Origin of the sequence: Bhargavaea massiliensis (assembly GCF_050480245.1) — a bacterium.
Classification (GTDB): domain Bacteria; phylum Bacillota; class Bacilli; order Bacillales; family Anoxybacillaceae; genus Anoxybacillus.
In genome coordinates this window covers 19,810-44,791 of sequence record NZ_JBCNEQ010000051.1, presented here as the reverse complement: position 1 = coordinate 44,791, position 24,982 = coordinate 19,810, and the positions used below count along the sequence as shown (strand labels likewise).

General features: G+C 40.3%; 26 protein-coding genes and 1 pseudogene. 7 read left to right on the top strand and 20 right to left on the bottom strand.

The genetic code is table 11. The annotated features are described in order from the left end of the window. Window positions 1-13 precede the first annotated feature (13 nt). The 9 genes from ABEV15_RS10325 to ABEV15_RS10285 all read right to left on the bottom strand — a co-directional run bounded on the left by ABEV15_RS10325 (window position 14) and on the right by ABEV15_RS10285 (window position 7,677). Window positions 14-1,165: a toxic anion resistance protein gene (locus tag ABEV15_RS10325; RefSeq protein WP_429633125.1), complete on the bottom strand. Its 1,152-nt coding sequence runs from the start codon at window positions 1,163-1,165 to the stop codon at window positions 14-16. Beyond that, window positions 1,149-1,808 (bottom strand): 5-bromo-4-chloroindolyl phosphate hydrolysis family protein, encoded by a 660-nt coding sequence (locus tag ABEV15_RS10320; protein WP_498853143.1) that lies wholly within the window; start codon window positions 1,806-1,808, stop codon window positions 1,149-1,151. Before ABEV15_RS10320 ends, ABEV15_RS10325 begins: the two co-directional genes overlap by 17 nt. A gap of 136 nt (window positions 1,809-1,944) precedes the next feature. Beyond that, on the bottom strand, window positions 1,945-2,577 hold the full coding sequence (locus ABEV15_RS10315; RefSeq protein WP_498853142.1) for a PEGA domain-containing protein: 633 nt from the start codon (window positions 2,575-2,577) through the stop codon (window positions 1,945-1,947). A 99-nt stretch (window positions 2,578-2,676) separates the two neighbouring features. After that, window positions 2,677-2,817, bottom strand: a complete 141-nt coding sequence (locus ABEV15_RS10310) for a hypothetical protein (protein ID WP_429633119.1) — start codon at window positions 2,815-2,817, stop codon at window positions 2,677-2,679. Then, window positions 2,814-4,055 (bottom strand): MDR family MFS transporter, encoded by a 1,242-nt coding sequence (locus ABEV15_RS10305; RefSeq protein ID WP_498853141.1) that lies wholly within the window; start codon window positions 4,053-4,055, stop codon window positions 2,814-2,816. Before ABEV15_RS10305 ends, ABEV15_RS10310 begins: the two co-directional genes overlap by 4 nt. A 202-nt stretch (window positions 4,056-4,257) precedes the next feature. After that, complete coding sequence (locus ABEV15_RS10300; RefSeq protein ID WP_498853140.1) at window positions 4,258-5,127, bottom strand: metal ABC transporter permease; 870 nt, start codon at window positions 5,125-5,127, stop codon at window positions 4,258-4,260. Continuing rightward, entirely contained in the window at window positions 5,124-6,023 is a 900-nt protein-coding gene (locus ABEV15_RS10295) for a metal ABC transporter permease (RefSeq protein ID WP_339174003.1), read from the bottom strand. Before ABEV15_RS10295 ends, ABEV15_RS10300 begins: the two co-directional genes overlap by 4 nt. 5 nt (window positions 6,024-6,028) lie before the next feature. Continuing rightward, complete coding sequence (locus ABEV15_RS10290) at window positions 6,029-6,769, bottom strand: metal ABC transporter ATP-binding protein (RefSeq protein ID WP_498853139.1); 741 nt, start codon at window positions 6,767-6,769, stop codon at window positions 6,029-6,031. Further along, window positions 6,766-7,677 carry a metal ABC transporter solute-binding protein, Zn/Mn family gene (locus ABEV15_RS10285; protein WP_004890167.1) on the bottom strand — a complete coding sequence of 304 codons (912 nt, stop codon included), beginning with the start codon at window positions 7,675-7,677 and terminating at the stop codon, window positions 6,766-6,768. Before ABEV15_RS10285 ends, ABEV15_RS10290 begins: the two co-directional genes overlap by 4 nt. A 300-nt stretch (window positions 7,678-7,977) precedes the next feature. On the opposite strand from ABEV15_RS10285, the gene ABEV15_RS10280 reads away from it, so the two are divergent. Further along, entirely contained in the window at window positions 7,978-9,288 is a 1,311-nt protein-coding gene (locus tag ABEV15_RS10280) for an APC family permease (RefSeq protein WP_498853138.1), read from the top strand. Window positions 9,289-9,304: 16 nt separating this feature from the next. Here ABEV15_RS10280 and ABEV15_RS10275 read toward each other — a convergent pair whose 3' ends face one another. Then, window positions 9,305-9,514, bottom strand: a complete 210-nt coding sequence (locus tag ABEV15_RS10275) for a DUF1722 domain-containing protein (RefSeq protein WP_339173998.1) — start codon at window positions 9,512-9,514, stop codon at window positions 9,305-9,307. 362 nt (window positions 9,515-9,876) lie between these two features. Here ABEV15_RS10275 and ABEV15_RS10270 point away from each other — a divergent pair, with 362 nt between their 5' ends. The 3 genes from ABEV15_RS10270 (at window position 9,877) to trhA (ending at window position 12,579) form a co-directional block, all read left to right on the top strand. Further along, on the top strand, window positions 9,877-11,247 hold the full coding sequence (locus ABEV15_RS10270; RefSeq protein ID WP_429633110.1) for a YjiH family protein: 1,371 nt from the start codon (window positions 9,877-9,879) through the stop codon (window positions 11,245-11,247). Window positions 11,248-11,343: 96 nt separating this feature from the next. Further along, a complete protein-coding gene (locus tag ABEV15_RS10265) occupies window positions 11,344-11,907 on the top strand; it encodes a hypothetical protein (protein ID WP_498853137.1) in 564 nt (187 codons plus the stop codon). Between the two features lie 18 nt (window positions 11,908-11,925). After that, the gene (gene trhA, locus ABEV15_RS10260) at window positions 11,926-12,579 is read left to right on the top strand and encodes a PAQR family membrane homeostasis protein TrhA (protein ID WP_429633106.1); all 654 of its coding nucleotides are present in this window, start codon (window positions 11,926-11,928) and stop codon (window positions 12,577-12,579) included. Between the two features lie 30 nt (window positions 12,580-12,609). Here the strand turns inward: trhA and ABEV15_RS10255 are convergent, their stop codons facing one another. From ABEV15_RS10255 to ABEV15_RS10245, 3 genes and pseudogenes are all read right to left on the bottom strand, one after another. After that, entirely contained in the window at window positions 12,610-13,041 is a 432-nt protein-coding gene (locus tag ABEV15_RS10255; protein WP_429633146.1) for a hypothetical protein, read from the bottom strand. Beyond that, window positions 12,936-13,172: pseudogene (locus tag ABEV15_RS10250) on the bottom strand (AMP-binding protein); the annotation flags it as partial. The gene ABEV15_RS10255 and the pseudogene ABEV15_RS10250, both read right to left, overlap by 106 nt. 105 nt (window positions 13,173-13,277) lie before the next feature. Continuing rightward, window positions 13,278-15,200, bottom strand: a complete 1,923-nt coding sequence (locus ABEV15_RS10245) for a flagellar assembly protein A (protein WP_498853136.1) — start codon at window positions 15,198-15,200, stop codon at window positions 13,278-13,280. A gap of 123 nt (window positions 15,201-15,323) precedes the next feature. Here ABEV15_RS10245 and ABEV15_RS10240 point away from each other — a divergent pair, with 123 nt between their 5' ends. Continuing rightward, window positions 15,324-15,794: a PCYCGC motif-containing (lipo)protein gene (locus tag ABEV15_RS10240; RefSeq protein ID WP_429633102.1), complete on the top strand. Its 471-nt coding sequence runs from the start codon at window positions 15,324-15,326 to the stop codon at window positions 15,792-15,794. A gap of 24 nt (window positions 15,795-15,818) precedes the next feature. Here ABEV15_RS10240 and ABEV15_RS10235 read toward each other — a convergent pair whose 3' ends face one another. Both ABEV15_RS10235 and ABEV15_RS10230 read right to left on the bottom strand, forming a co-directional pair. Further along, a complete protein-coding gene (locus ABEV15_RS10235; RefSeq protein ID WP_498853135.1) occupies window positions 15,819-17,048 on the bottom strand; it encodes an ABC transporter permease in 1,230 nt (409 codons plus the stop codon). Continuing rightward, window positions 17,038-17,940 carry an ABC transporter ATP-binding protein gene (locus ABEV15_RS10230; protein ID WP_498853134.1) on the bottom strand — a complete coding sequence of 301 codons (903 nt, stop codon included), beginning with the start codon at window positions 17,938-17,940 and terminating at the stop codon, window positions 17,038-17,040. Before ABEV15_RS10230 ends, ABEV15_RS10235 begins: the two co-directional genes overlap by 11 nt. Window positions 17,941-18,330: 390 nt before the next feature. On the opposite strand from ABEV15_RS10230, the gene proB reads away from it, so the two are divergent. Together proB and ABEV15_RS10220 are read left to right on the top strand one after the other, a co-directional pair. Beyond that, a complete protein-coding gene (gene proB / locus ABEV15_RS10225; protein WP_498853133.1) occupies window positions 18,331-19,452 on the top strand; it encodes a glutamate 5-kinase in 1,122 nt (373 codons plus the stop codon). 21 nt (window positions 19,453-19,473) lie between these two features. Beyond that, window positions 19,474-20,715 (top strand): glutamate-5-semialdehyde dehydrogenase, encoded by a 1,242-nt coding sequence (locus ABEV15_RS10220; RefSeq protein WP_498853132.1) that lies wholly within the window; start codon window positions 19,474-19,476, stop codon window positions 20,713-20,715. Between the two features lie 34 nt (window positions 20,716-20,749). Here ABEV15_RS10220 and ABEV15_RS10215 read toward each other — a convergent pair whose 3' ends face one another. From ABEV15_RS10215 to ilvD, 5 genes are all read right to left on the bottom strand, one after another. Further along, a complete protein-coding gene (locus ABEV15_RS10215) occupies window positions 20,750-21,583 on the bottom strand; it encodes a 5'-3' exonuclease (RefSeq protein ID WP_498853131.1) in 834 nt (277 codons plus the stop codon). A gap of 101 nt (window positions 21,584-21,684) precedes the next feature. Further along, on the bottom strand, window positions 21,685-21,831 hold the full coding sequence (locus tag ABEV15_RS10210; protein ID WP_498853130.1) for a hypothetical protein: 147 nt from the start codon (window positions 21,829-21,831) through the stop codon (window positions 21,685-21,687). Window positions 21,832-22,424: 593 nt separating this feature from the next. Beyond that, a complete protein-coding gene (locus tag ABEV15_RS10205; protein ID WP_429633090.1) occupies window positions 22,425-22,967 on the bottom strand; it encodes a hypothetical protein in 543 nt (180 codons plus the stop codon). After that, the gene (locus tag ABEV15_RS10200) at window positions 22,951-23,094 is read right to left on the bottom strand and encodes a hypothetical protein (RefSeq protein WP_498853129.1); all 144 of its coding nucleotides are present in this window, start codon (window positions 23,092-23,094) and stop codon (window positions 22,951-22,953) included. The genes ABEV15_RS10205 and ABEV15_RS10200 overlap by 17 nt, the downstream gene beginning before the upstream one ends. Window positions 23,095-23,289: 195 nt before the next feature. Then, window positions 23,290-24,972: a dihydroxy-acid dehydratase gene (gene ilvD, locus ABEV15_RS10195; protein WP_498853128.1), complete on the bottom strand. Its 1,683-nt coding sequence runs from the start codon at window positions 24,970-24,972 to the stop codon at window positions 23,290-23,292. Between the last annotated feature and the right edge of the window lie 10 nt (window positions 24,973-24,982).

Genomic DNA, 24,982 nt, shown 5'->3' with positions numbered 1-24,982 from the left:
AAGAGCTGATTTTTCATTCAGCCCTTTTTAGTGTAAGCAACCGCTGTTTTAATTGTTCTTCCATTTCAACAAGCTCCCGTTCCACTTGCTGACGCTTCATTCGTCCTTCTTGTTGAATTTTTAATGTTTCTTCAAGCGTCGCTAGCAGATTTTCTTGTGTTTTCTTTAATGTTTCGATGCTAACAAGCCCTTCTTCATTTTCTTTTGCTGCTTCAAGTGTATTTATTTTTAACATTTCGGAGTTGCGCAACAACAATTCGTTTGTTGTTTTCGTCACTGCTTTTTGTGCTTCTAGCGCCTTCTTTTGCCGAAGCAATGTTAATGCGATGACGAGTTGGTTTTTCCAAAGTGGAATGGCTGTTAAAATCGACGATTGAATGCGTTCTACTAACGTTTGATTGACGTGTTGGATCAGTCGAATTTGCGGTGCTGTTTGAATCGTAATTTGTCGGCTTAATTTTAAATCATGAATGCGCTTTTCAAGCCGATCAGCAAATTGGATCATATCGTTGACTTCTTGCACATCCATTTGATTTTGTGACTGCAATGCTTTTTTTTCTAACTCTGGAATCGTTTTTGCTCGCAGTTGTTCTAGTTTCACTTCAGCAGCAGCAATGTAAATGTTTAATGCATCAAAGTATTCTTTATTTTTTTCGTATAAAGTTTCTAACATCATGATATCACGAAATAACGTTTGACGATGTTTTTCAAGTTGATCGGCAATGCGATCAATTTCAACCCCTAACTTTTGGTATTTTGATAAAATATGTTGCACGGACTGGGTGACGGATTGGAACATGCGCGCCAAAAAGCTTTTTTTATTCGCCGTAAAGTCTTCTACATTTACTTCTTTCATTTTTGTCATGAGCTCATGAATCACTTCACCGACAGGACCGGCATCTTTTTTTTGGACGTGATTTAAAATAGAATGTGAAAAGCGCGATAATTCGGCTTGGGCCGCGACGCCATATTGCAAAATGGCTTGATGGTTGCGCGGATCAATTTGCTCAGCAAGCGCTAGCGCTTTTTGTCGATGTTCTTCCTTTAATTGATTAATTAATCGCGGGGATGACGGTTTTTCAGTTGCTTCTACCACTTCGCCAAATGGGTTAGCAAGCAACGAATCAACAGAACTTGTCCAAAGTAATTCATCGTTTTTGCTCATGTTTTTTCTCCTCCATCATTGTTACTGTATGCTTAGTGGATAAAGAAAGAGGCTTATCTGCTGTAATCGTATGTTTCATAAGTTTTACTTCCGTTTGTAAATCAAATAAATCTTCTTCAAGCATGTCCAACAGCTGATTTTCTGCTTTCGTAAGCGCGAGATCAAGCGCTTGTTCCGCTTCACTAATTGCTTGCCGAATCTCATCATTTTTCACCGGCTGCCTCATTAAATAAGTGTATTTATTAATAATTGTAACAATCGAATCTAATGTCGTATTAAAAAATGGCTGTGCGACAGCTAAACGATCCGGTTGTTTTTCAACAATTTCAATCATTTTTTGACAAATGGAGTACAGGCGCGAAAGTTTGGAAAACATCGCAACCGAACGAACTCTCCACAAACTTTGCCCAATTTTCCGCACCTTTTTTTTTGCCTCTTTCATCCGCTCATCTTTAGAAGGATAAGTTATATGTTTCTTCTCTTTTTTCTTCATATAAAGCGAATATAACATACCTACGCTTACACCGATCAAAAATGAAATAATAAACGGCAAACGAAACGCAAACAACGATATAAGCGCACTAAATAACCCGACATTCCATGATACGAACCATCGCCATATCGTTCGAACAAATCGCTTCATTGTTTTCCTCCCATCATCTATGATCCTTTATTTTACTATGATTTTTTGTGAAATGAAAATGACGACTATATTACGTACGAACGACAAAATATGTTTCAACTTTGACAAAAAAAGACGCAACATGTCGTTGCATCTTTTAGTTCGAATCGAAATGAACGATCCGAATTCGCTCTCCTCCAAAGAGCGATATTCGCTTCGTTTGTTCTCGTTCATCTGTCACCATTTTCACTTCGTATAAGCCTGGAACATACTCTCCTACCTTCATTAGCGATGCATTCGTTTCACCGACGTATGTGTTGTTAATCAAAATACGAGCCCCTTGCTCGTTCGTTTGTACATATACGTGATATAACGCCGGCTCAAATTTGTATGTTCCTTGCGACAACTTCATTAAGAAGATTGGTGGAGTTGACGTTAATCCTTTTATGTAAACTTGATCGTTTTGTTGTTGCTCTAATTCTTTCCTTATTTGATCATAACCTTCCGGATGTTCGCGCAAATACGCAAAAAGTGGTAAAAGTGACGCCTTTTCTTCTAATGGAGCATCAATGAACTGTTTCAACGTATTCATATCTTCTTGACGTAACGCGGTGATGAATTGCTCAATTACTTTCTGTTCACTCGTCTCTTGTTTCGCCATTCCCCATATCCCGACGACACACGCGCTGACAACGAATAATAAAAACAAAAAAATGACTAATGATCGTTTTTGTTTTCGTCGTTCGCTTCGTGTCATCGCCTCTTTCTGTAATCCCCCTTGTTCATTCACGTGTATTTCCCCTCTTTTTCTCATACTTACATCATCATATGTATGAGAAGAAAAGGGAAAATATGAAAAAAAGAAGTGGCTACACATCATATATGTACATCATGATGTACGATGTGTCAACCACAACGCAGCCTTTTCTTTTGGATCGGCATACGATAGAGGCTCGTTATCAACGACCGCCTCATCGTATTCTTTTAACCATTTAATCAATTGTTCTCTTGGACGAATGAGGATCATCATGCTCGTTTTCCCTCCATCATTTGAAACATGACAGCATACAACCACGCACTGCATATCGCAAGTAACATTAAAATAAAAAACGTCCAATGATACGCAAATGGGAGCGTCAAAACGAGCGGGGCAATCATGCGCCCGAGTGTAAAACGTAAACTCGCTACGGCAAAATATTGTCCACGCATATGCCCAGGTGCCAATTTAGCTACAAATGTTTGTTGTAAGCCGACTGTCATCAGCTCGGCAAGTGTAAATACAGCAATTAGAATCATCATAATCCATAGCGATGTGGTTTGACCAAAAAGAAAAATAGCAATCCCGTAAAAAAGAGAAGAAAAGACAAATACCCACTTTTCTTTATAGTTCTCCATCCATTTCGTCACAGCAACCGTAAATAAAACGACAAGCAGTCCGTTTTCAGCAATAAGGACACTAAACGCTTTTTCTCCACTTAATGAAAGCGACCAAGAGCCAATGGAAAATAACGTTTGTTGGGACACGACGTCTTTAATGTAAACAGGAAGTAAAATATCAAGTTGCATAAACGTTTGCGCCACGAGAATACCAGCAACAATAAATAAAAGAAACGTGCGATCTTTTACGATGAGACGATAATTGTTTAACTGCTCAATAAAAAACATATACCATGTCCCTGTTGGTTTTCTCCATATCGGTGCTGTCTCATCTAAATAAATAAAAAGAACAATGGCAACGATCGTACAAAACGTCCCTGCAGTCAAAAATAAGAAGAAACGATATTCTGGATAAAATATTCCGCCAAGCAGCGGACCGATGACAACCATCACGTTATTCATCGTATAAAACACAGCAAATACGCGACGTTGATCTTTTTCAGCAACGACATCAGCGACCATCGCTTGACTCGCTGGCCAATAAAGCGACCCACATACACTTACAAGGACAAAACAAATAAAACTCATTAAAGGTGACGAGAATAACGGTGAGTTGAATAGTGCAAATAAGAAGAAAGCAGCTGCTTGTCCACACGCAGCAAGCACCATCATTTTTTTTCTTCCAAATCGATCCGCAAAATAACCGCCAAGCAAATTCGCAATAACGGAAAATAGTTGCGAAATTACAAGCAATATGCCCGCTTTTTGTCTACCGAACATGTCAGAAAAATATATCGCGATAAAAGGGAATATCATCCAAAACGTAACTCCGACTAATGACTCCCCAATTAAACGAATGCGTAAGTTCCGATCCCACTCTCGTATTCGCATCGTATCCCTCCTTCAAAACAACTATTTTGCTATTATATCATTTTCGCACCAAAATTTCGTGGACAAAAGTATTGACAAAAATACAGAAAAATAAGAAAATACCGTTGTGGCCATTATTGCATTACTTCCTGATTCTCTAGTTACAAATGATGTAAGTATTATCGATTCATTTCTTTCCGCAATAAAAGACTAAATCTCCTGCCTAGGCAGGAGATTTTTTCAGCCATTCCCGCAATACCCCATGTTTTGGAGCGATCCATAATGAAACAAAGAAGATGACACCGGTTGATACAGAAATTGCTCCAGAAATAGAGACGTTGAATGCTGTCGCTCCCACGTAGCCGATCACCGATGCCAATACACCGATAAAAGCACTACATATAAGCATCGTGCTAAGTCGATCCGTCCACAAGTAAGCCGTTGCACTTGGTACAATAAGCATCGCTACAACTAAAATGGCACCAACACTATCAAATGAGGCAACAGTCGTTAACGACAACATCCCCATTAATACGTAGTGAATCAGCACGACCGGAATTCCAAGCGTAATTGCCATTTCACTATCAAATGAGCTAATTTTTAATTCTTTGTAAGCAAAAACAATAACGAATATATTGATCGCTAAAACAAATCCAAGCAACCAAACGGCTTTCGGTCCAATACTTCGTCCGCCAACTTCCAGCACATCCCACGGCACAAATGCAATTTCACCCATCAGCGCATGTTCGACATCTAAATGAACACGATCTGCGAATAAGGAAATGAGGACAACCCCGATCGCAAACAAGCATGTAAACACAACCCCGATGGCTGCGTCACTTTGCACCCCCTTTTGATGCAACAATTGGACGAGAAATGTTGTTAGCAATCCAACAAGCAAAGCGCCGATGAGCATAGACACCCCTTGCAGTTGATGGCTTACCATATACGCCCCCACAATTCCTAGCAATACGCTATGACTGATCGCATCAGAAAGCATCGACATTTTCCGTAATACGAGAAATGTACCGACTAATCCACAGTTAATCCCGACAAGAGTTGCAGTAAGCAAAATCCAAATCGTATAACTCATAACTGCTCCCCTCGCTCATACATTAGTTGTTTCACGCGCAATTTTTTTCTTTCTACATGCCGACGAATGATTTTGCTACATAAACCACGTTTCGGGGCGAATAAAAACGAGAAGAGAAACAGAGCCGTCGCAAAAATAATAACGAGTGGACCGGTAGGCACATAAGCAATCAAACTCACATATGCCCCAGCAACTCCAGATAAAGCACCAAATACGCCGGCTAACAATGTCATCCATCCGAGTCTTTCAGTCCAATATCTTGCAGCTAACGCCGGCGTAATGAGTAGCGCAGACATTAACACAACGCCCACAGCCTGTAAACCAATCACAACAACCGAAACGATTAAAAACATAAGCACACCATTCAACAACGACACAGGTATACCGATTCCTTGCGCAAATGCTCGATCAAATGTAATGATTTTGAACTCTTTGAAAAAAAAGAGGATCGTTATAACCATTAGTACAGCCGTTATGGTTAAAACGTTCACATCATTTCCAGTTAACGATGCTGCTTTTCCGAACAAAAAGTCATTGATCCCGCTCTGATTTCCACCTTCATGTTGATTAATCCATGTTAATAGCACAATGCCTAAACCAAAAAATACAGACAATACGATGCCAATGGCAGCATCTTCTTTAATGCGCGTATGTTTTACAATAAACTGAATACATACTGTTGCCATATAACCTGAACAAGCAGCACCAATTAAAAAAACGAGAAGCGATTTTTGTCCATGGAAGAGAAAAGCGATACAAATGCCTGGTAACGCGGCATGTGCCATTGCATCCCCTATTAAACTTTGTTTCTTCAGCAAGGCAAACGTGCCAATCATCCCACTTGCCAATCCGAGCAAAGCCATGCTTGTAAATACCCATTGAACATTAACATCCATTTCGTTCACCCCACAATATGTGTGGTAGGGAGAAAAGTCACTTTTCCACCATACGTGTTTTGAATATGATCATACGTGAATGTTCGTTCCGTTTCACCAAACGCTATGACACATTTATTTAACAATAAAACATAATCGAAATAATCTCGCACCGTTTGCAAATCATGATGGACAACCAATACCGTTTTTCCACGCGTTTTTAGTTCATTTAACAGTTGAATAATCGCTTTTTCTGTCGCGGCATCCACTCCAACAAACGGTTCATCCATAAGATAAATAGAAGCATCTTGTGCGAGTGCACGCGCTAAAAACACACGCTGCTGCTGTCCACCAGATAGTTGGCTAATTTGCCGTTTCGCATAAGGCAACATGCCGACTTTATCTAAACATTGCATTGCAATCTCTACGTCTTCTTTTCGTGGTCGTTTCCATAGTCCGATATGACCATATCTCCCCATCAATACAACATCAAGCGCATTCGTTGGAAAATCCCAATCAACAGAATTTCGTTGCGGAACGTATCCGACAAGATGTCTTTGCTTCTCATACGGTTGGCCATATACGAAAACATTCCCGTGCATACGCGGAATAAAATTTAACATCGCCTTCATTAATGTTGATTTTCCTGCTCCGTTTGGACCGATAATCCCTACTAACTTTCCTTCTGGAACAGAAAATGATACATCTTCTAATACAAGTTGCCGATCATACGCAACTGTCATTTGGTCAACAACTAGCGGATTCATCGTCCTTCCCCCTTCAATGCTTGTGCAATCGTTTTAACATTGTAACGATACATACCAATGAACGTCCCTTCTTCAGTCCCCTTTTTTCCGAGCGCATCTGAAAATAGTTCTCCACCAATCGAAACGTGATGGCCACGCTGTTTTGCTCCTTCAACAACCGCTTCAATTGCCTTTTTCGATACACTGCTTTCCACAAATACAGCTTGAATATTTCGGTCAACAATCATATCAACAAGTTCTTGAATATCTTTCAATCCGTATTCTGCATCTGTACTTAACCCTTGTAGGCCAACTACTTCGATATCATACGCACGACCGAAATAATGAAAAGCATCATGGGCTGTAATTAAAACACGCTGTTTTTTTGGAATGGCGTTCATCTCTTTTTTGGCTTCCTCTTTTAACTGCATGAGTTGAGATTCATATGCTTCTGCTCGTTTTTGATATATTTGTTTATGTTTCGGATCCACTGCACTTAATTCGTCTCTTACCTTTTGCGTTGCATATCTCCACAAATCAAGATCAAACCATATGTGCGGATCATACACTCCGTCTATTTCAATTAACTTCTCTTTCGGAATCGTTTCACTTACTGCGACGACTTTTTTCGTTTTTGACATTTTTGTGAATATTTCTCCGAGTTTTCCTTCTAAATGAAGCCCGTTATAAAAGATGATGTCTGCTTGACTTAACTTCTGAATGTCACCTTGTGTCGCTTTATACAAATGCGGATCTACCCCTGGCCCCATCAACGCTTCCACATGAACATACTCTCCCCCGACATGTTCAACTAAATCTGCAATTTGCCCCGTTGTAGCGACAACGTAAATAACGTCTTTTTTAGGTGCTTTCGTTTCACAACCGAACAACAATAATAAAACGGTCCATACAACCAACCATTTTTTCATATGCATCCTCCTTCAAAAGTTGTATAAGGATATAAAAGTTTCCTCAATACAACATAAAGCCAAAAAAATTTGTTTGCCGCCCATTATATGCATGAACAAAAAACGTGTGACATGTGGAACAAGCAAACAATAATGATTAAGGTTAAAAAAGTTTCTTTAGACCAAATTTAATTTTATCTTATTCTTTTCTTTTCTCCCTGTCAATATTTTAATTTTCAAAAAAAGAAGTTTTCATTCATCTCATGCTATAATATCGATTGTCCGACACAAAAAAACAACTGTTTTTTAGAGGTGAACAACATGACGAAAACAGAATTGAAACAAAGCATCGGCTTTATTACAGCAACAGCCATCGTCGTTGGTACTGTGATAGGATCCGGTATCTTTATGAAACCCGCTGTTGTCATTGAAGCAACTGGGAATTCAACATTTGCTCTTCTCGCTTGGATTATCGGGGGAATCATTACGTTAGCTAGTGGGTTAACGATTGCAGAAGTGAGCTCAAAAATTCCTGAAACAGGTGGATTGTACGTATATATTGAAAAAGTTTACGGGAAGTTTTGGGGCTTTTTATGCGGATGGGTACAAACCATCATTTATGGGCCTGCCGTCATCGGTGCACTAGGGCTGTATTTTGGTACAATGTTTGCAGGTATTTTTTCTCTACCAAAAGAAAGCGAACTTTGGATCGGGATCATGGCAGTCTTGTTTTTGTCCGTTGTAAATATGCTTGGTTCTCAGTTTGGTGGAATCGTTCAAAGTGTGTTAACGGCAGCAAAACTATTGCCTATTTTTCTTATTATTGTCTTTGGTGTAGTGAAAGGAAATGTACCGATTTTCGGCATGGATAGCGGCTCTAGTCAAGCAATAAACTTCGGGGCGGCAGTTTTAGCAACATTGTGGGCGTACGATGGATGGATGAACGTTGGGTTTGTTGCTGGTGAGATGAAAAATCCGGCAAAGACGTTACCAAAAGCGATTATCACCGGTATTCTTATTGTCATGTTTGCCTATGTAGCTGTGAATGTAGCATTACTTCACGTGCTTCGCGCTGATGACATTGTTGCACTCGGTCCGAATGCAGCGAGTGAAGCTGCAACCATTTTATTCGGATCATTTGGTGGAAAATTGATCGCTATTGGCATTTTAATTTCTATTTTTGGTTGTTTAAATGGAAAAGTACTCACATTCCCTCGCATGCCATTGGCAATGGCAATAGATGGGCTATTTCCACTTGCTCGTTATTTTTCTCGCATCCATCCAAAGTGGCGCACACCTGTATTAGCAACGTTCATGCAAATTACTATTGCAATTATCATGATGTTACTTGGTAATGCAGATCGCTTAACGGATATTGCTATTTTTAGTGTCTTTTTATTTTACGGCTTTGCTTTTTATGCGGTATTTTTATTACGAAAATCATTACCATCTAACGAACAATTATATCGAGTGCCATTTTATCCTTTCACCCCGATTGTTGCTATTGTTGGCACAGCATATATTATTATAAGTACGGTACTCCATGCACCGCTCGATACATTTTTATCGATTGTTGTGACGATATCTGGCATTCCGATGTATTATATCGTTACAAAAAAGCGACAAGGATAACCCTTTGTCGCTTCTTTTAACAATCTCTTCCTTTTCCTGAATCCGTCACGTCAAGTAACGGTTCTGGATAAGGTTGAAAATATCGTTGTTTCAACAAATATTCGTTTTGATAGCGAATGACCCATGAACGAATGACGGCTGTTACACTACTTAACGGTAGCTTGCCTGCCCGATATTTTTCTAACAGCTCATGGACATACCGTTTTTCCTCACCATAATGCCACACTACCCGTACTCCTTTCACACATATTTTCGCTTATCATATCGCATAAACAGAAAAAATACACGCATCAATGTGTTGAAAAAAACAAAAAATTTCGAATTTGAACGTTTATACAAAAAAATGATTGATTATATCGTCACTTTGTTTTATTATGCTTTATGTTGCCTATTTTACTATAACTTAATTATTATTTATTCGTATTTGTGTATTTGTATAATTTTATACTTTCATATTTATGCAGTCCTTATCGCTCGTTTATATTTCTGAATCATTTTGCTATATTGACTATTTTCATTTTTATATTACGATAGTAGTAATGTTATGTATCCGTTTTCAAAACATAAAATGGAAGGTGGTTTTAGAAAATGAATGTCGTACAAAAAGAAAAACATACACAATCGCATCATCTCTCTGACATACTGAAATTTCTTATTCCTTCGCTTGTTGGGGTATTTTTATTTATGATCCCTGTTCCTTATAAAGGTGAGATGACGATCCCTGTAGCTATTTTAGCTAAATGGGTCGAAGGAAACTTTTCTTCAGTCATTCCGACAATTTCTGTTTTATTTATGTTTATCGCTACGGTTGGCACAATCGTTGCAAAAATTGCTTATCCCTCTTTCATCATGAACAGCCCATTTCTTCGGCGTTTATTCGATGTGAATGGTTTGTTCGTCGTTGCGCGCATCGTTGGAACAATTTTAGGAGCGATGACGTTGTGGCAAATCGGTCCGGAATGGGTATGGTCAGAAAATACAGGTGCTTTGCTGTTGTATAGTCTCATTCCCATTTTGTTTTCCGTCTTCTTATTTGCAGGCTTGTTTTTACCTTTGCTATTAGATTTCGGATTACTTGAATTATGTGGCGCACTTTTAACAAAGATTATGCGTCCGGTATTTAAATTACCTGGTCGCTCGTCCATTGACTGTATTGCTTCTTGGTTAGGGGACGGAACGATCGGCGTATTGTTAACAAATAAACAATATGAAGACGGCTTTTATACGAAGCGAGAAGCAGCGGTGATTGGAACAACTTTTTCCGTTGTATCGATTACATTTAGCATCGTTGTCATCACGTATATGAAACTTGAACATATGTTTGGCGCATACTATTTTACGACTGTCGTTGCTGGTCTTGTAGCTGCGATCATTATGCCGCGTATCCCTCCATTATCAAAAAAGCCAGACACATATTATCATGAACATCACACCCCCATTGATGAAACAGTGCCAGCTGGCTATACTCCTTTTCAATGGGGATTAAAACAGGCAACAGAAGTGGCACAGCGCAATAGCGACATGGGGAAATTATTGAAAAACGGTGTACAAACCGTGATCGATATGTGGTTAGGCGTATTACCTGTCGTTATGGCTATTGGAACGGTCGCATTAATTATCGCCGAAACAACACCGGTATTTGAATGGCTCGGTAAACCGTTTGTACCAATCTTGACGCTCCTACAAGTGCCAGAAGCGTCAGCCGCTGCACAAACGATGGTTGTCGGCTTTGCGGACATGTTTTTACCTGCCATTATCGGTAGCGGCATTGAAAGCGAATTTACTCGCTTTGTTATCGCTTGTGTTTCTGTAACACAATTGATTTACATGTCCGAAGTAGGCGGATTGCTACTTGCGTCAAAACTACCAATTACGTTTAAGGATCTCGTTGTCATTTTCCTTCTTCGCACATTTATTACGTTACCAATTATCGTTTTTATTGCACATTTCATTTTTTAACGCAAAAGGGCAGTCATCTCGCCCTTTTTTTATTTCACTTTTATTTGTCCATCCCAATGGCGCGTTTGATTCATAGTATGGAGAGAGGTGACGTATATGCTTAAACAACATATCGGAAAAACAATCGGCTTATTCGTTAGCCAACTTGTATTGTTACCAGAAATAATGGCTATGAACGGTACAATTGATTTAACACAACTCCATGGAACAGAATTATATGTTGTCATTGGTTTTTACGTGTTTCAGACGATTATCGGCATTTATTTTGGTAATCGATATGATCGAAAAGCTTGTGTAAAAGACCTAATATATCAGCTAAAAAGCAAAGACTTTGCTGCGAGTACATTCGAAAAAATCGCAGCGCTCGTTGATCGCGACCCAGATAGTCGTTTAACAATCTATTTGCTCCAAACGAAAAAAGACAGTCATCCCCAACAACAAACTTTTCGCTCTTTATGTGTCAAATTCCAACCGACGCAAATGGAAATGGCGACACACGCAATCGCCGCAAGTAACAACACACCAATAAACGATGGTACAGGCCATTTTTTGTCTTTCGTTGCCTTTCTACCTGTATTTGCATCGTCCTCACCTCTCTTTTTTCCATTATGTCGCGAACGAAAACAACAATGCACAAAAATGTATATCGATGTGGTATAATAAACAAAATGTCTTTCAATGAAAGGAATGAGACTATTGGCTTTCACCCATACGTTTACGAAAGAAGAAGAAATCGTGCATGCGATTACTCATGGCATCGGTGCGGTGTTTAGTATCGCGGCGCTCGTTATTTTGACGGCCATGGCTGCGATGTACGGAAATGTATGGCACGTTGTTAGTTTTACGTTGTTTGGAAGCACGATGCTTATTTTGTATTTGTCATCAACGATTGTGCACGCGTTGCCGGAAGGACGCTGGAAGCGATTGTTTGAAATTTTCGACCATTCGGCGATTTACTTTTTTATTGCAGGCACATATACGCCGTTTCTGTTTTTAGCGGTGAGAGGAGCGATCGGTTGGACGTTATTTGGCATCGTCTGGGGGCTTGCGCTCCTCGGTACCGTATTTAAATGCTTTTTCGTCAACCGCTTTTTATATACATCGACGATCATATATATCATCATGGGCTGGTTGATTGTATTTGCATGGAAACCGCTCGTTTCCAACCTTTCGCCAAACGGTGTGTTATATTTAGTCATCGGCGGAATTTTGTACACAGTCGGCGCTGTTTTTTACGTATGGCGCGGCTTTAAATTTCATCATGCTGTCTGGCACTTGTTTGTATTAGGCGGGTCTGTGGCTCATTTTTTGGCGGTGTTTGTTTTACTATAAGGCAAGGAACCGACTTGGTCCCTTGCCTTTTTATACTTCTACCTCTTTCGTTTCATTCATGACTAAATCAAAATGACGAACCGATAACATCTCGGCATCGAATAAATCGCATCCCCAAATATGCTGTAAGAAAAGGCGGGCGATAATTTGTTTTCGTTCGTTTTCTTCCGCTTCTTTTAACGCTACGACACTTAAATACAAGTCGCAAAGGCGGTTGGCGATTTTTTTGGCGTGGTACGTTTGCACGTCTTCTCGTTGGCCGTGCAATTGTTTTAGCGACTGTATGAGTTCGTTCAGCCCGCTTTCGACCGGCGCAGCAAATGCGCGTATTTCATTTCGTGTTTCGTGATTAGTTGTAACAATGCGACAACTGTTTCCGGAATATTCGGCATATAAACAACGACGCGGTCTCCTTGTTTGACGCCAAGTTTTTTCAGTGCCGAAGCGACCGACCATTTTCATAACGCCGCATGCGAATCAAATGCAAGCCCCTTTTTCTCTTTTAGCCAATCCATGTACTTTTTCACGCTTGATTGTTCGATTTGTTCTTTCGTCGGTGTCCATAAAATATCCCCATCCGTAACCGCTTTCATTCTATGCCCCCCTTTAAAAAGAAAGAAAATTAAGAACATTTTCATTATACTATATCAAAAAAGTATATATACAAAAGACGCATCGCCTTTATTGGCTTGCGTCTTTTATCCAAATATAATTTCTTGACGTTCGTCGTCCCATTTCATTTCAACATATTTTTTTTCTTCAAAAAATGTATACGTCTTTTTACCAAATTGTACAATTGTTCCTTCCCAAACATGTTCAATATAAATCATCTCTCCCTTTGGCACAGCTAACACCGTCTTAATACCAAGCGAAGATCCGACTTCTTTAATTTTCATCCCTTTTTGAGCATACGCTTCACCGCCACGTAATACTCCATGAACAGTCAATGTTCCCCCAGCATAAATATTGCAATTATAACAACCTTTCCCCGCTACAATCACGTCACCACTTCCATGAATGACGCTATTTGAGGCATGCGAAAGTTCAATTGCATCGTTTTCTTCGCGATCGTATTGTCCAATAAATGCATTGAGTTCACGAAGCAAGTTTGCCATGCCCTCTAAACAATGAAAATGGTTTGGACGATCCGCAAGCAAACAGCCATCCAACTGCGAACCGATATCGAACCATTGTTCACCAATTTGTTCGCGTTTTTGTTCGCACATCATTTTATACTTTTTCATTGCTTCCATCATCGTTTGAAACTTACTTTCAAGCAGCCTTTTCGTTAGCGGATAAATATCTTGTTCGCGAATTTTTGACATGACCATCAATTGTTGAATAGCAACAATCATTCGTTCAAGCGAGTGGCGAATTTGTTGTAATAAACCGATAAGCTGTGTAACGAGCATTTTATTTTCACCTGATGTGACTGTACCGCCAATGACGTTTTGTTGAATAAAAATAGATTGTTGCGCACGAATTTTTGCTCGATTGACATTTTGTAAAATCATAATACTACCGAGCGCTTCAACGACCATCTCGTCTTGAACATTGCCTGTAATTTCAACATCGCCTTTAAAATGAATGTTTCCTACCGATAAATCGACATCACCTTGATGAACGAGCTTTGGAATAATGGAGACAACGACCGTTTTTCCTTTTTTCGCTATTTGTGGCCTTCCTCCTGTTGTTGCTAAAATGCGGTTTTCATCCATCATTACACCTTTGCCTAGTTTAATCATGACTGGATGCACTTCGCGAACAGGAATCACTTCATTCGTTACCGTTAATCCCGGCTTTCCAGGCTGCGGGGGATGAACAATCGCGATTAAATCTCCTTCACCGACCGTTGCGAGCGTTTCCATTTCACGATAATCAACCGTTCCATCTTCACGTACTTTCGGCTTCCTTTTCCCCTCTCCTACTTTTACTTCCACCCAACCGTCTTTTCCTTCAATTGGCTCAACTCCTTTTGCTATAGTCGTGCTTACTTTTTTCTCCGACTGCAACACTTCTCGAATCATGTCTTCGTTCACGCCGTAAACAATCCCTAACTCTTGCAGTTTCGCCATCACTTGCTCATATGACACATCATAAATGAGCTCATTCTCCATTTTTGCTTGTATATGTAATTTGTTAGATGGTTGCTGATCTTCAAGTACATATCGGCGTCGTACCCAAGGTACAAACGTCAACGTTGCCTCCATCTTTCTTGCATCTACATCAACTCTCCAAACGGATTGTGCAATGCTTTCTTGCTTTGGGCAAATGCGAACGTCGTCGCCTTCTTGTAACGTCACACTTCCTTCGATTTGTTTTCCATTATATAGACAGGTGACGCCTTCACCAATAACAATCGTCGGACCTATATCCAAACATTCATAATGGAAGACCCCATCTTGAATCCAAGCTTTTCCTTCGTCCTGTTGGAGAACTCGTTGTGCTTGTTGTTTCTTCGTTAATCGAACAATGGAAGGCTGCGAAACGATGCCAAACAATTTTTTACGCTCTTGTTGAACGATTTCAATGACGACATCTTCACGCGTCGCTTGAAGTTGTTTTAGCCCTTCTGCAATCGCTTCTTCTACCGTGTTTCCTTTTACCTCGATGCAATCCATTTTTCCCCCACCTTTTTTCCTTATCATTTTCCATTATTTTTATTATAATAGTAGAAAAGATAAAAAGAAATAGTGAAAAAAGTCGGACTGTATAATGAATTTCGTAATAAAAGGATGGGTGATATGAAAAAGCGAGCTACGTTTAGCGCAATACTTTCCATTAGTTTATTGCTAAGTGGATGTGCACAAAAAGAAAATGATCATGCTGAGGAACATCAAACAAATGATATACGCGAAGAAACGGCTTCCATTCATCGTTTGCCGTCTTTTTTAGCCAAACATAACGAATCCATGGCTCATTTGTACGAACAGGCTGCAAATCATCAAACGTTGTTAGAAAACATCCCCTGTTATTGCGGCTGTGGTGAATCGGTTGATCACAAAAATAATTATGATTGTTTTGTATATGACAACAAAAGCGATGGTGCCATCGTCTGGGATGACCATGCGACAAAGTGCGGAGTTTGTTTAGAAATCGCAGCCATTTCAATCAAGCAATATGAAAAAGGTATGTCTGTGCAAGACATTCGCCGTCTTATTGATGAAACATATAAAGAAGGCTATGCGAAGCCGACACCGACAAAGCCGATGTAAAAACCGAGCTGTTTGCTCGGTTTTTCATTTTTTCGTTAATTGCCATGCCCGTTTGAGATCTTTCCATGAAGATGTTTGATTATACATGAGCACGCCACCGCGATATATTTTTGATCCAAACACAAATAAAAAGGCGATTGTCCCAATAAGCAAAGCAATGCTAAGAGCGATTTCCCAAACTGGAACGTTTAGCATTCCGATTCGTAAAAACATAATCATTGGAGCAAAAAATGGAACAAACGACATTGCTGCAATAAACGGAGATTCCGGTGCATTCAAGCCAAACATCGCCATAATAAACGCAGCGACAACTAACATTGTGACAGGTCCAGCCATTTGTTGCACTTCTTCTACTCGACTGACAATCGAGCCAAGTACCGCAAATAACATCGCGTACAACAAATAACCGAGCAAGAAAAAGATAATGCCGTACGTAATTAAAGAAAGCGGGAGTTCATTCATACCAAGCAACTGATGCAATATATCGCTTTGTTTCATCGAGACATAGCCAACTGAAAAAATAAACATAAACTGCGTCAAACTTAACAAAGCAACTCCTAAAATTTTTCCGAACAATTGTTGAACAGGTGAGATACTTGAAATTAAAATTTCCATAATACGTGATGATTTTTCCGTTGCTACTTCCATCATAATCATACTTCCGTACATTAACACGAACATATACATCGCAAACAATAGCACATATACGATCGCTCTTGCTTGATTTAATTGTTCTTCTGTTTTTGCATGTTCTTCAAGCGCTACTTTTTCTATGGAAATTGGAGCATATAATGCGTTTATTTGTTCATACGTTAATCCAATTTGTTTTGCCATCATCGCAATTTTAACTTGTTGCAATGCTTGCTCAATGCCATGAATGACATCACTATCTGCAATATTTTTTGCATAATATGTCACTTTCGGCTGACCGTTTTGTACATCAAGTACAATATACGCATACCACTTTTCTGTTTGGACAAGTTCTTTTGCCTGTTCCTCACTTTTATCATGGCGAACAAGTTTTATTTCTTTATTCGATTGCAATTGCGATTGCAATGCTTCGTACCACCCATTTGTTTCATCAATAACACCAATTGTTTTTTGACCATTATCGCTAAACGCTTCAATGATACGATCTAGCTGACTAATACCAAATACAATCAAAGCAGTAACAATCGTTGAAATGAAAAAAGACTTTGATTTTAATTTTGTTACATACGTATGGAGAAAAACAATCCAAAACTTATTGTTCATACGCTGCACCTACTTTCTCAATAAAAATATCATTCAACGATGGTTCTTCTAATGAAAATGTGCGAATAAATCCTTTTGCATAAATATGTTCAAGAATGCGCTGGGATACACTTTCATCTGCTATTTGTAAGCGAACTCCTTCAACCGTTTTCTCCATTTTTAATACGCCAGGAACGTTTGTTAATGTTTCAAACGGAAGTTCTCCGTGAATAATGACATTTTTCTTGCCGAAAGATTGCTTAATTTCTTTAATTGATCCATGAACAATAGGTCTTCCTTTATGCATAATGCATATATGTTCACATAATTGTTCAACATGTTCCATCCGGTGACTTGAAAAGACAATCGTTGTTCCTTGTTGTTGTAAATCTATTACTGCCTTTTTCAACATTTCAACATTTACCGGATCTAATCCGCTGAATGGTTCATCTAAAATCAGCAATTGCGGACGATGTAACACCGCAGCGATAAATTGAATTTTTTGTTGATTACCTTTCGATAACTGTTCTACTTTTTGATTTTCATATTGCGGGATTTTAAAACGCTCCAGCCAATTGTGCATTTCTTTTACAATTTCTTCTTTATGTAATCCTCGCAATCTCCCTAAATAAATAAGCTGTTCTTTTACTTTTAGTTTTGGATACAATCCTCTTTCTTCCGGCAAATATCCGATGAGATGACTATGTCTATACGTAATATGCTCACCGTTCCATGTAATCTCCCCTTTCGTTGGCTCAAGCAATCCTAAGATCATTCGAAATGTTGTCGTTTTTCCTGCTCCGTTCGCCCCCAGAAATCCAAATATACCCTTTTCCGGAATAGACAACGTCACATCATCTACTGCTGTAAACGAGCCAAACTGTTTTGTTACATGTTGCAACACTAATCCCATGTTTTCCACTCCTTTCTCCTTTATTCCATTATAACGTATAAATACAGGTAAAAGTTTCATACATTTACTTTTTTATGTTCAAAAAATCCGTTGACATCTTTGTTTTTTTGTTTCATAATTCTGAAAAAAGGTATATATGGAACGAGGTACGGGACGAGTAAACCGATGGAATGTGACAGAGAATGGAACCCATAGGCTGGAAGGTTCCTCACGGAAAGTCGGTTGAACCTACCCTATACGGCCGCTTATGCAAACATAAGCCGTCTCCCTACGTTACAGGGTAAGAGGTGGGCGCATTGCGCCAAAAAAGGTGGTACCGCGGAAAAAATGCTTTTCCGTCCTTTTCTGTAAGGGCGAAAAAGCGTTTTTTATTTTGTGGAAAGGGGTGAAATGGTGAGAAAAAAGCGAATCGTCGTCAAAATTGGCAGTAGCTCATTAACCGAAAAAAACGGGACGCTTTCGGAACAAAAACTACGTGAACATGTTGAAGCACTTGCGCATATGAAACAACTTGGGCACGATATCATTCTCATTTCTTCCGGAGCGGTCGCCGCTGGGTTTGGGCTGCTTGGGTATCGTTCGCGTCCGAAAACGATTGCGGGAAAACAAGCAGCCGCGGCTGTCGGGCAAGGAATGCTGATGCAAAGCTACATTTCCGCCTTTCGTTCGTTTGATATCGTTGCCGGACAATTGTTGTTAACACGCGCAGATTTTTACGATCGCGAGCGGTTTCGTAACTTATTTGCGACAATTTCTACATTGTTAGAACGTGGCGTTCTTCCAATTATTAATGAAAACGACTCAATTTCAGTGGAAGAGTTGACGTTCGGAGATAACGATTTATTGTCCGCGCTTGTAGCCGGTTTTTTGCATGCGGATGCCTTGATCATTTTAACGGACATTAACGGCCTATATGACCAACACCCAAGCCGCTCGGAAGCAAAAAAATATCATTTTCTGTCTGAAATTACTGACGAACTGTTGGAACAAGCTGGAGGTAGCGGATCAGCGGTTGGAACGGGGGGAATGAAATCGAAGCTGCTTGCCGCACAAAAAGCTCTTTCTTTTGGTGTCAGCGTCTTTATCGGGACAGGAACAGGAAAAGAAAAAATCAAACATATCTTAGAAGGAAAAGGCGACGGGACGTATATCGGCTCTCCTTTTCAAGAACAGATGCAAATGCGCAAACAATGGATTGCTTATCATTCAAAAGTGTCCGGAACAATTGAAATTGATGAAGGAGCAGAAAATGCCCTTTTACATAAAGGAAAAAGCTTGTTGCCTGCTGGGGTGACCAATGTGTTCGGTTCGTTCCAAGCGCTCGATGTCGTCAACGTCGTCAATCAAAAAGGCGACGTGATCGCTAGAGGGCAAGTATATTATGCTGCGGATGACTTACAAAAAGTAAAAGGGATGGCAAGTGAACACGCAAAACAATACTCTTTCCATCACCGCCCAGAAGTCATTCATCGCGATCATTTAGTTTGCTTAAAAAGGACGCCTGTCCACTAGAAACGAAAGGAGCGAAAACGGATGAACGAATTACTAACAAAAGCAAAAAAATTAAAACATGCCGCGAAACGTTTAGCGATTTTATCGACGGAAGAAAAAAACGAGGCGCTTTCAATGATCGCGGAAGCGTTGATTGCGCAAATGCCGTACATTTTACAAGAAAATGAAAAAGATATGGCGATCGGAAAAGAAAACGGGCTCTCCCCTTCCTTGCTTGACCGGTTGCAACTTACCGAAGAACGCATTCATCAAATTTCTGATGGCGTTCGCCAAGTCATCAACCTCCCAGATCCAATTGGAGAAACGATCGAACAATGGGCACGACCAAACGGACTCCTATTAAAACAAATTCGCGTGCCACTCGGCGTTGTCGGCATGGTATATGAAGCCCGTCCAAATGTAACAGTCGATGCAGCTAGTCTTTGTTTAAAAACGGGAAATGCCGTCTTGTTGCGCGGTAGCTCGTCCGCCATTCACTCGAATAAAGCGCTCGTATCCGTCATGCAAGAAGCGTTAAAACAATCGTCAGTTCCATCCGATGCGATTCAATTATTAGAAGATACGAGCCGTGAAACAGCACAACATATGTTTCGTTTAAAAGAATATGTGGATGTTCTCATTCCACGGGGAGGTGCTGGACTTATTCAATCGGTCGTCGAACACGCCACAATTCCTGTGTTAGAAACAGGCGTCGGCAATTGCCATATTTTCATTGACGACTCTGCTGAAAAAGAAATGGCGATTGATATTGTCATAAACGCTAAACTGCAACGCCCGTCCGTTTGCAATGCAGTTGAAACGGTCATCATTCATCAAAAATGGCCATATATAAACGAGTTGCTTGAAACGCTGCATGAAAAAGGGGTCGAGCTGCGCGGCGACAAACGGCTCTCGTCTACATATCCGTTCGTTCATGAAGCGACAGAGGCCGACTGGGCGACTGAATTTTTGGCCCCGATTTTAGCGGTGAAGCTCGTCGAAACGGTCGATGAAGCCATTGAACACATTGAACGCTACGGTACAAAACATTCCGAAGCGATTATTTCTGAAACCGATGAACATGTAGAGCAGTTTTTTGCTCATGTCGATGCCGCTGTATTGTACCATAATGCCTCCACTCGCTTCACCGACGGCGAACAGTTCGGATACGGTGCGGAAATCGGCATTAGCACACAAAAACTGCACGCCCGCGGTCCAATGGGCTTACGCGCCATCACGACAACAAAAACGCTCGTGTACGGGAACGGGCAAGTGCGGACATAAAAACCAGCCTCTATATGGGGCTGGGTTTTTCGTCTTACCGGATCGCTTCTAATACTTCCGCAAACCGCTTGCACTCTCCCTCCCATTTCGCTTCTTCCAATCGTAAGGAAATCGGAATATCGCAATGGATGGCCGCAAGTTTTCGCGACAAATGAAGCAAGTCGAGATGTTCGGTTATTTTTTGTTGCTGTGCTTTTGTTAAGTTCGCAAAATTTTCGATGATTCCTTCAATTGATCCGTATTGTTGAATAAGTTTAAACGCTTGTTTTTCACCGATGCCGCGCACGCCTGGGTAATTGTCGCTTGCATCGCCCATGAGCGCTTTCACATCGACGAGCTGCTGTGGTTGAATCCGTTTTTCTTCAATAAAGCGTTCAAGCGTATACGCCTCGTAGTTGCCGATGCCTTTCGCCAACAAATAGACCGTCACACGCTCTGAAAGAAGCTGAAATAAATCACGGTCTCCAGTCACAATCGAAATGCTCATCCCATCACGATATTGCTTTACAAGCGAGCCGATGCAATCGTCCGCTTCGGCACCAAGTACGCCGATATTCGGAATGCCAAGCATCGCAACCGCTTCTTTCGCCAAATCAAACTGCGGAACTAATTCACACGGCGGCTCCCCACGATTCGCTTTATAGTCTGGAAACCATTCCGTGCGAAACGTCGTGCTTCCCATGTCCCAACAACAAACGACATGCGTCGGCTGAAGTGCATTTGTTGCCGCTTCGATTTGTTTCACTACCCCATATACCGCATTCGTTGGCACACCACGGCTATTGATCATCCAACGCGGTGCTGTCGCATAAAACGCTCGAAACAATAATGCCATCCCGTCAATTAATAACAAATGTCCTCGTTCCATCTTCGTTGTCCTTTCTATGTATCGATGAAACAAGTATAACAAAAAACCAACCCATATGGGATGATGGAATCGTTCGAAAAATATTTTGTGCAACGTATCATTCATTGCAGACGTCTTTTTAAAAAACGAACTAGCTTCATGATCGAACATACAATAACAAATACGACACCGTAAACAACGACAAAAATAACAATACCTTTTAATAAAAGAAGTAAAATGCCTTTCCAACCTTCTTTAGACCAACTCATATACAAAAGACACATAAGAAATGCAAAAAAGCAATGTAACTTTTTTTCATGCTACTTCCTCTTTCACACTCTGAAGTCATAAGTAGATAAAACATCGTTAACTCGAAAACCAAATGTTTTTATTTCTAAATCGTACTCCAGATTGAAGGGCATGATACGAATTTTCCAAATACCATCTGGTTTATCCAAATGAAGAAAAAAAGAAAAATCTACAATTGAAAATACTTTTTGTATCTTTTTTTCTGATCAAGTTCTATCTTAATCCTAAAAACTGCTTCTCCATGTGGATGATACCATATCATTTCAACAAATCTATCAGTTTTTTCAACATGCGAAATAACACAATGAATGATACAGTATTTGTCAAGTGGAGTAAAAACTTTTTATCCCTAAAGGATTACGCTCACCGTCAAGTTCAGTGCAACTATTTACACTAAATAACGGTAGATGAGCAAATTTTCTAACATAAATTTACAAACAAAAAAGAAGACATGAACCCGATTCCTTGGTTAGAATAGATGTGCCTCAACTACTCACAAGGGGATTCATGTCTCATCGTTCGACAGGTGACAGGCACAACGACATCACTACAGTTACATATCAATATATCCTGCTTTGACAAGGGAAAAAAGATATAGCTTGTAATCTATGTTTCCGATGACACAGTTTTCAGGGGCTATTCCTTTGAACACAATTAATTCATGAGATATCTTTTCACATTGTCCATGAGTCGAGAGAAACGAGCCTAGGTATGTTCCGTCAGGGCTTTGAAAAAATATATAGAGTAAACTTCCTTGACCTATAGCATGTAATCGATCTTCAACTACTGAATGATCTACCTTCTTATTAAGCACTCCGTTCAATCTCATAAATTCTAAATGATCTTTTTTCTCTTCCTCACTGAACAAATTTTTTAAAACTTCTGGATCGTGTATAGCATAACATTTTGTCACATGAGAAGAATTAAAATAAGGATCATTTTGTAGTTCTGGAAATAATTTAATATCCACTTCTTCAGCATTATATTTAGTTTTTAGAATATTATCAATTTGGTTTAGATTAAATTTAGGAAGGTTCAATTGTTTGTATTTTTTATGAGCTTCAAGTTCATCAAAATCATTAAATGATAGAATCATCATATCCCCCGTTTTTAGTACGAATAGAATGAATGACCTCCAGAACGTCACGCGTCGTTTGCAGCTTTTCAAACCCTAAACGAACGGCTTCGTCCACTGTACTTCCTTTTGAAATGACGCTTTCCACGTTTGCTTCCTCCTTCACTTGACGCGCACTCCTTTACTTCTATTATATACAAATTGTTTTTTAGAAATAGTGCCAAAAGTAGGGCAAACGTACTATTTTTTCAATTTATTAAAGATTCTTTCACGCTTCAAAAAATAGTAAACGCTTTTTAAGGCTAATATTCTTACAAAAAAAGGAGGGCGATTCGCCCATCCGTTAAATTTTCATAATGCCGCCTGTACTAGCTGACGTGACGAGTTTCGAGTAACGGGCCAAATACCCGGTTTTTACTTTCGGCTCAAACCCTTTCCAATTTGCTTTTCGCTTTTCCCATTCTTCTTCTGGAACGAGGACATCAATTGTTCGTTTCACAATATCAATGACAATATGGTCACCATTTTGTACAAAAGCAATTGGACCCCCTTCGGCAGCTTCTGGCGACACGTGTCCGATGGATAAGCCGCGAGAAGCACCGGAGAAACGACCGTCCGTAACAAGCGCCACTTTCGTTCCTAACCCCATACCGACAATTTGTGATGTCGGGGCTAACATTTCTGGCATGCCAGGACCACCTTTTGGTCCTTCGTAACGAATGATGACGACATGACCCGGTTGTACTTTTCCTGCCGCAATGCCTTCAAGTGCCTCTTCTTGAGAATCAAATACGATTGCTGGTCCTTCATGGCGTGTAATGCCACCTTGAATGCCACCTGTTTTAATAATGGCACCATCTGGCGCTAAATTACCGAACAGTACAGCCAGTCCACCTGTTTCTGAGTACGGATTGTCAATTGGACGAATGACTTCATAGTTTTTTACTTCGCATCCTGCAATGTTTTCACCAAGTGTTTTGCCTGACACCGTCAATGCATCTAAATGAAGGGTGCCTTCTTTTTTCGACAGTTCGTGCAATACTGCAGATACACCACCCGCTTCGTGCAAATCTTCAATATGCATATCTGATGCTGGTGCCAATTTTGCTAGATGCGGCACACGAGATGCGACTTCATTAATACGCTCAAGCGGATAATGAATACCTGCTTCGTTAGCAATGGCTAGCGTATGTAGAACCGTATTTGTTGAACCGCCGAGCGCCATGTCGAGCGCAAACGCGTTGTCAATAGCTTTTTCAGTTACAATATCGCGCGGTTTAATATCATGCTCGATTAGATACATTAACTGCTGAGCTGAACGTCGTACAAATTCTTTTCGTGCCGGATCAATCGCTAAAATCGTACCGTTGCCGGGAAGCGCTAAACCGAGTGCTTCAGCTAAGCAGTTCATTGAATTGGCTGTAAACATTCCTGAACAAGAACCGCATGTCGGGCAACCGTACTGCTCAAGCTCTTGTAGTCCTTTTTCGTCGATTTTCCCTGCCTGATATGCACCAACGCCTTCAAATACAGACGAGAGAGAAATTTTTTTGCCATCGCTCGTGACCCCAGCCTTCATCGGTCCCCCGCTCACAAAAATGGTCGGAATGTTTAAACGCATCGCCGCCATCATCATACCAGGCGTAATTTTATCGCAGTTTGGAATACATACCATCCCGTCAAACCAATGGGCAGAGATAACTGTTTCAACAGAATCAGCGATAATCTCACGGCTCGGCAATGAATAGCGCATACCGATATGCCCCATCGCGATGCCATCATCGACTCCGATCGTATTCATTTCAAACGGTACCCCACCTGCTTCACGAATCGCTTCTTTGACGATTTTCCCGAACTCTTGTAAATGAACATGCCCTGGAATAATATCAATATACGAATTGACGACGGCAATAAACGGTTTATGAAAATCTTCTTCTTTCACTCCCGCTGCGCGCAATAAACTGCGATGTGGTGCGCGATCGAATCCTTTTTTAATCATATCGCTACGCAAAGTAAATCCCCCCATCTTTTCTGAA

What these genes read in the sequence shown, in the direction of transcription:
- ABEV15_RS10205 (WP_429633090.1), bottom strand. Translation starts at nt 22,967, where the DNA reads ATGATTCTATCATTTAATGATTTTGATGAACTTGAAGCTCATAAAAAA.
- ABEV15_RS10230 (WP_498853134.1), bottom strand. Translation starts at nt 17,940, where the DNA reads ATGGGATTAGTGTTGCAACATGTAACAAAACAGTTTGGCTCGTTTACA.
- ABEV15_RS10290 (WP_498853139.1), bottom strand. Translation starts at nt 6,769, where the DNA reads ATGAATCCGCTAGTTGTTGACCAAATGACAGTTGCGTATGATCGGCAA.
- ABEV15_RS10255 (WP_429633146.1), bottom strand. Translation starts at nt 13,041, where the DNA reads ATGAAAATGGTCGGTCGCTTCGGCACTGAAAAAACTTGGCGTCAAACA.
- ABEV15_RS10325 (WP_429633125.1), bottom strand. Translation starts at nt 1,165, where the DNA reads ATGAGCAAAAACGATGAATTACTTTGGACAAGTTCTGTTGATTCGTTG.
- ABEV15_RS10270 (WP_429633110.1), top strand. Translation starts at nt 9,877, where the DNA reads ATGAATGTCGTACAAAAAGAAAAACATACACAATCGCATCATCTCTCT.
- ABEV15_RS10310 (WP_429633119.1), bottom strand. Translation starts at nt 2,817, where the DNA reads ATGATGATCCTCATTCGTCCAAGAGAACAATTGATTAAATGGTTAAAA.
- ABEV15_RS10285 (WP_004890167.1), bottom strand. Translation starts at nt 7,677, where the DNA reads ATGAAAAAATGGTTGGTTGTATGGACCGTTTTATTATTGTTGTTCGGT.
- ABEV15_RS10220 (WP_498853132.1), top strand. Translation starts at nt 19,474, where the DNA reads ATGAACGAATTACTAACAAAAGCAAAAAAATTAAAACATGCCGCGAAA.
- ABEV15_RS10215 (WP_498853131.1), bottom strand. Translation starts at nt 21,583, where the DNA reads ATGGAACGAGGACATTTGTTATTAATTGACGGGATGGCATTATTGTTT.
- ilvD (WP_498853128.1), bottom strand. Translation starts at nt 24,972, where the DNA reads ATGGGGGGATTTACTTTGCGTAGCGATATGATTAAAAAAGGATTCGAT.
- ABEV15_RS10305 (WP_498853141.1), bottom strand. Translation starts at nt 4,055, where the DNA reads ATGCGAATACGAGAGTGGGATCGGAACTTACGCATTCGTTTAATTGGG.
- ABEV15_RS10295 (WP_339174003.1), bottom strand. Translation starts at nt 6,023, where the DNA reads ATGGATGTTAATGTTCAATGGGTATTTACAAGCATGGCTTTGCTCGGA.
- ABEV15_RS10265 (WP_498853137.1), top strand. Translation starts at nt 11,344, where the DNA reads ATGCTTAAACAACATATCGGAAAAACAATCGGCTTATTCGTTAGCCAA.
- ABEV15_RS10280 (WP_498853138.1), top strand. Translation starts at nt 7,978, where the DNA reads ATGACGAAAACAGAATTGAAACAAAGCATCGGCTTTATTACAGCAACA.
- ABEV15_RS10300 (WP_498853140.1), bottom strand. Translation starts at nt 5,127, where the DNA reads ATGAGTTATACGATTTGGATTTTGCTTACTGCAACTCTTGTCGGGATT.
- ABEV15_RS10320 (WP_498853143.1), bottom strand. Translation starts at nt 1,808, where the DNA reads ATGAAGCGATTTGTTCGAACGATATGGCGATGGTTCGTATCATGGAAT.
- trhA (WP_429633106.1), top strand. Translation starts at nt 11,926, where the DNA reads ATGAAAGGAATGAGACTATTGGCTTTCACCCATACGTTTACGAAAGAA.
- ABEV15_RS10240 (WP_429633102.1), top strand. Translation starts at nt 15,324, where the DNA reads ATGAAAAAGCGAGCTACGTTTAGCGCAATACTTTCCATTAGTTTATTG.
- proB (WP_498853133.1), top strand. Translation starts at nt 18,331, where the DNA reads ATGGTGAGAAAAAAGCGAATCGTCGTCAAAATTGGCAGTAGCTCATTA.
- ABEV15_RS10245 (WP_498853136.1), bottom strand. Translation starts at nt 15,200, where the DNA reads ATGGATTGCATCGAGGTAAAAGGAAACACGGTAGAAGAAGCGATTGCA.
- ABEV15_RS10210 (WP_498853130.1), bottom strand. Translation starts at nt 21,831, where the DNA reads ATGAGTTGGTCTAAAGAAGGTTGGAAAGGCATTTTACTTCTTTTATTA.
- ABEV15_RS10235 (WP_498853135.1), bottom strand. Translation starts at nt 17,048, where the DNA reads ATGAACAATAAGTTTTGGATTGTTTTTCTCCATACGTATGTAACAAAA.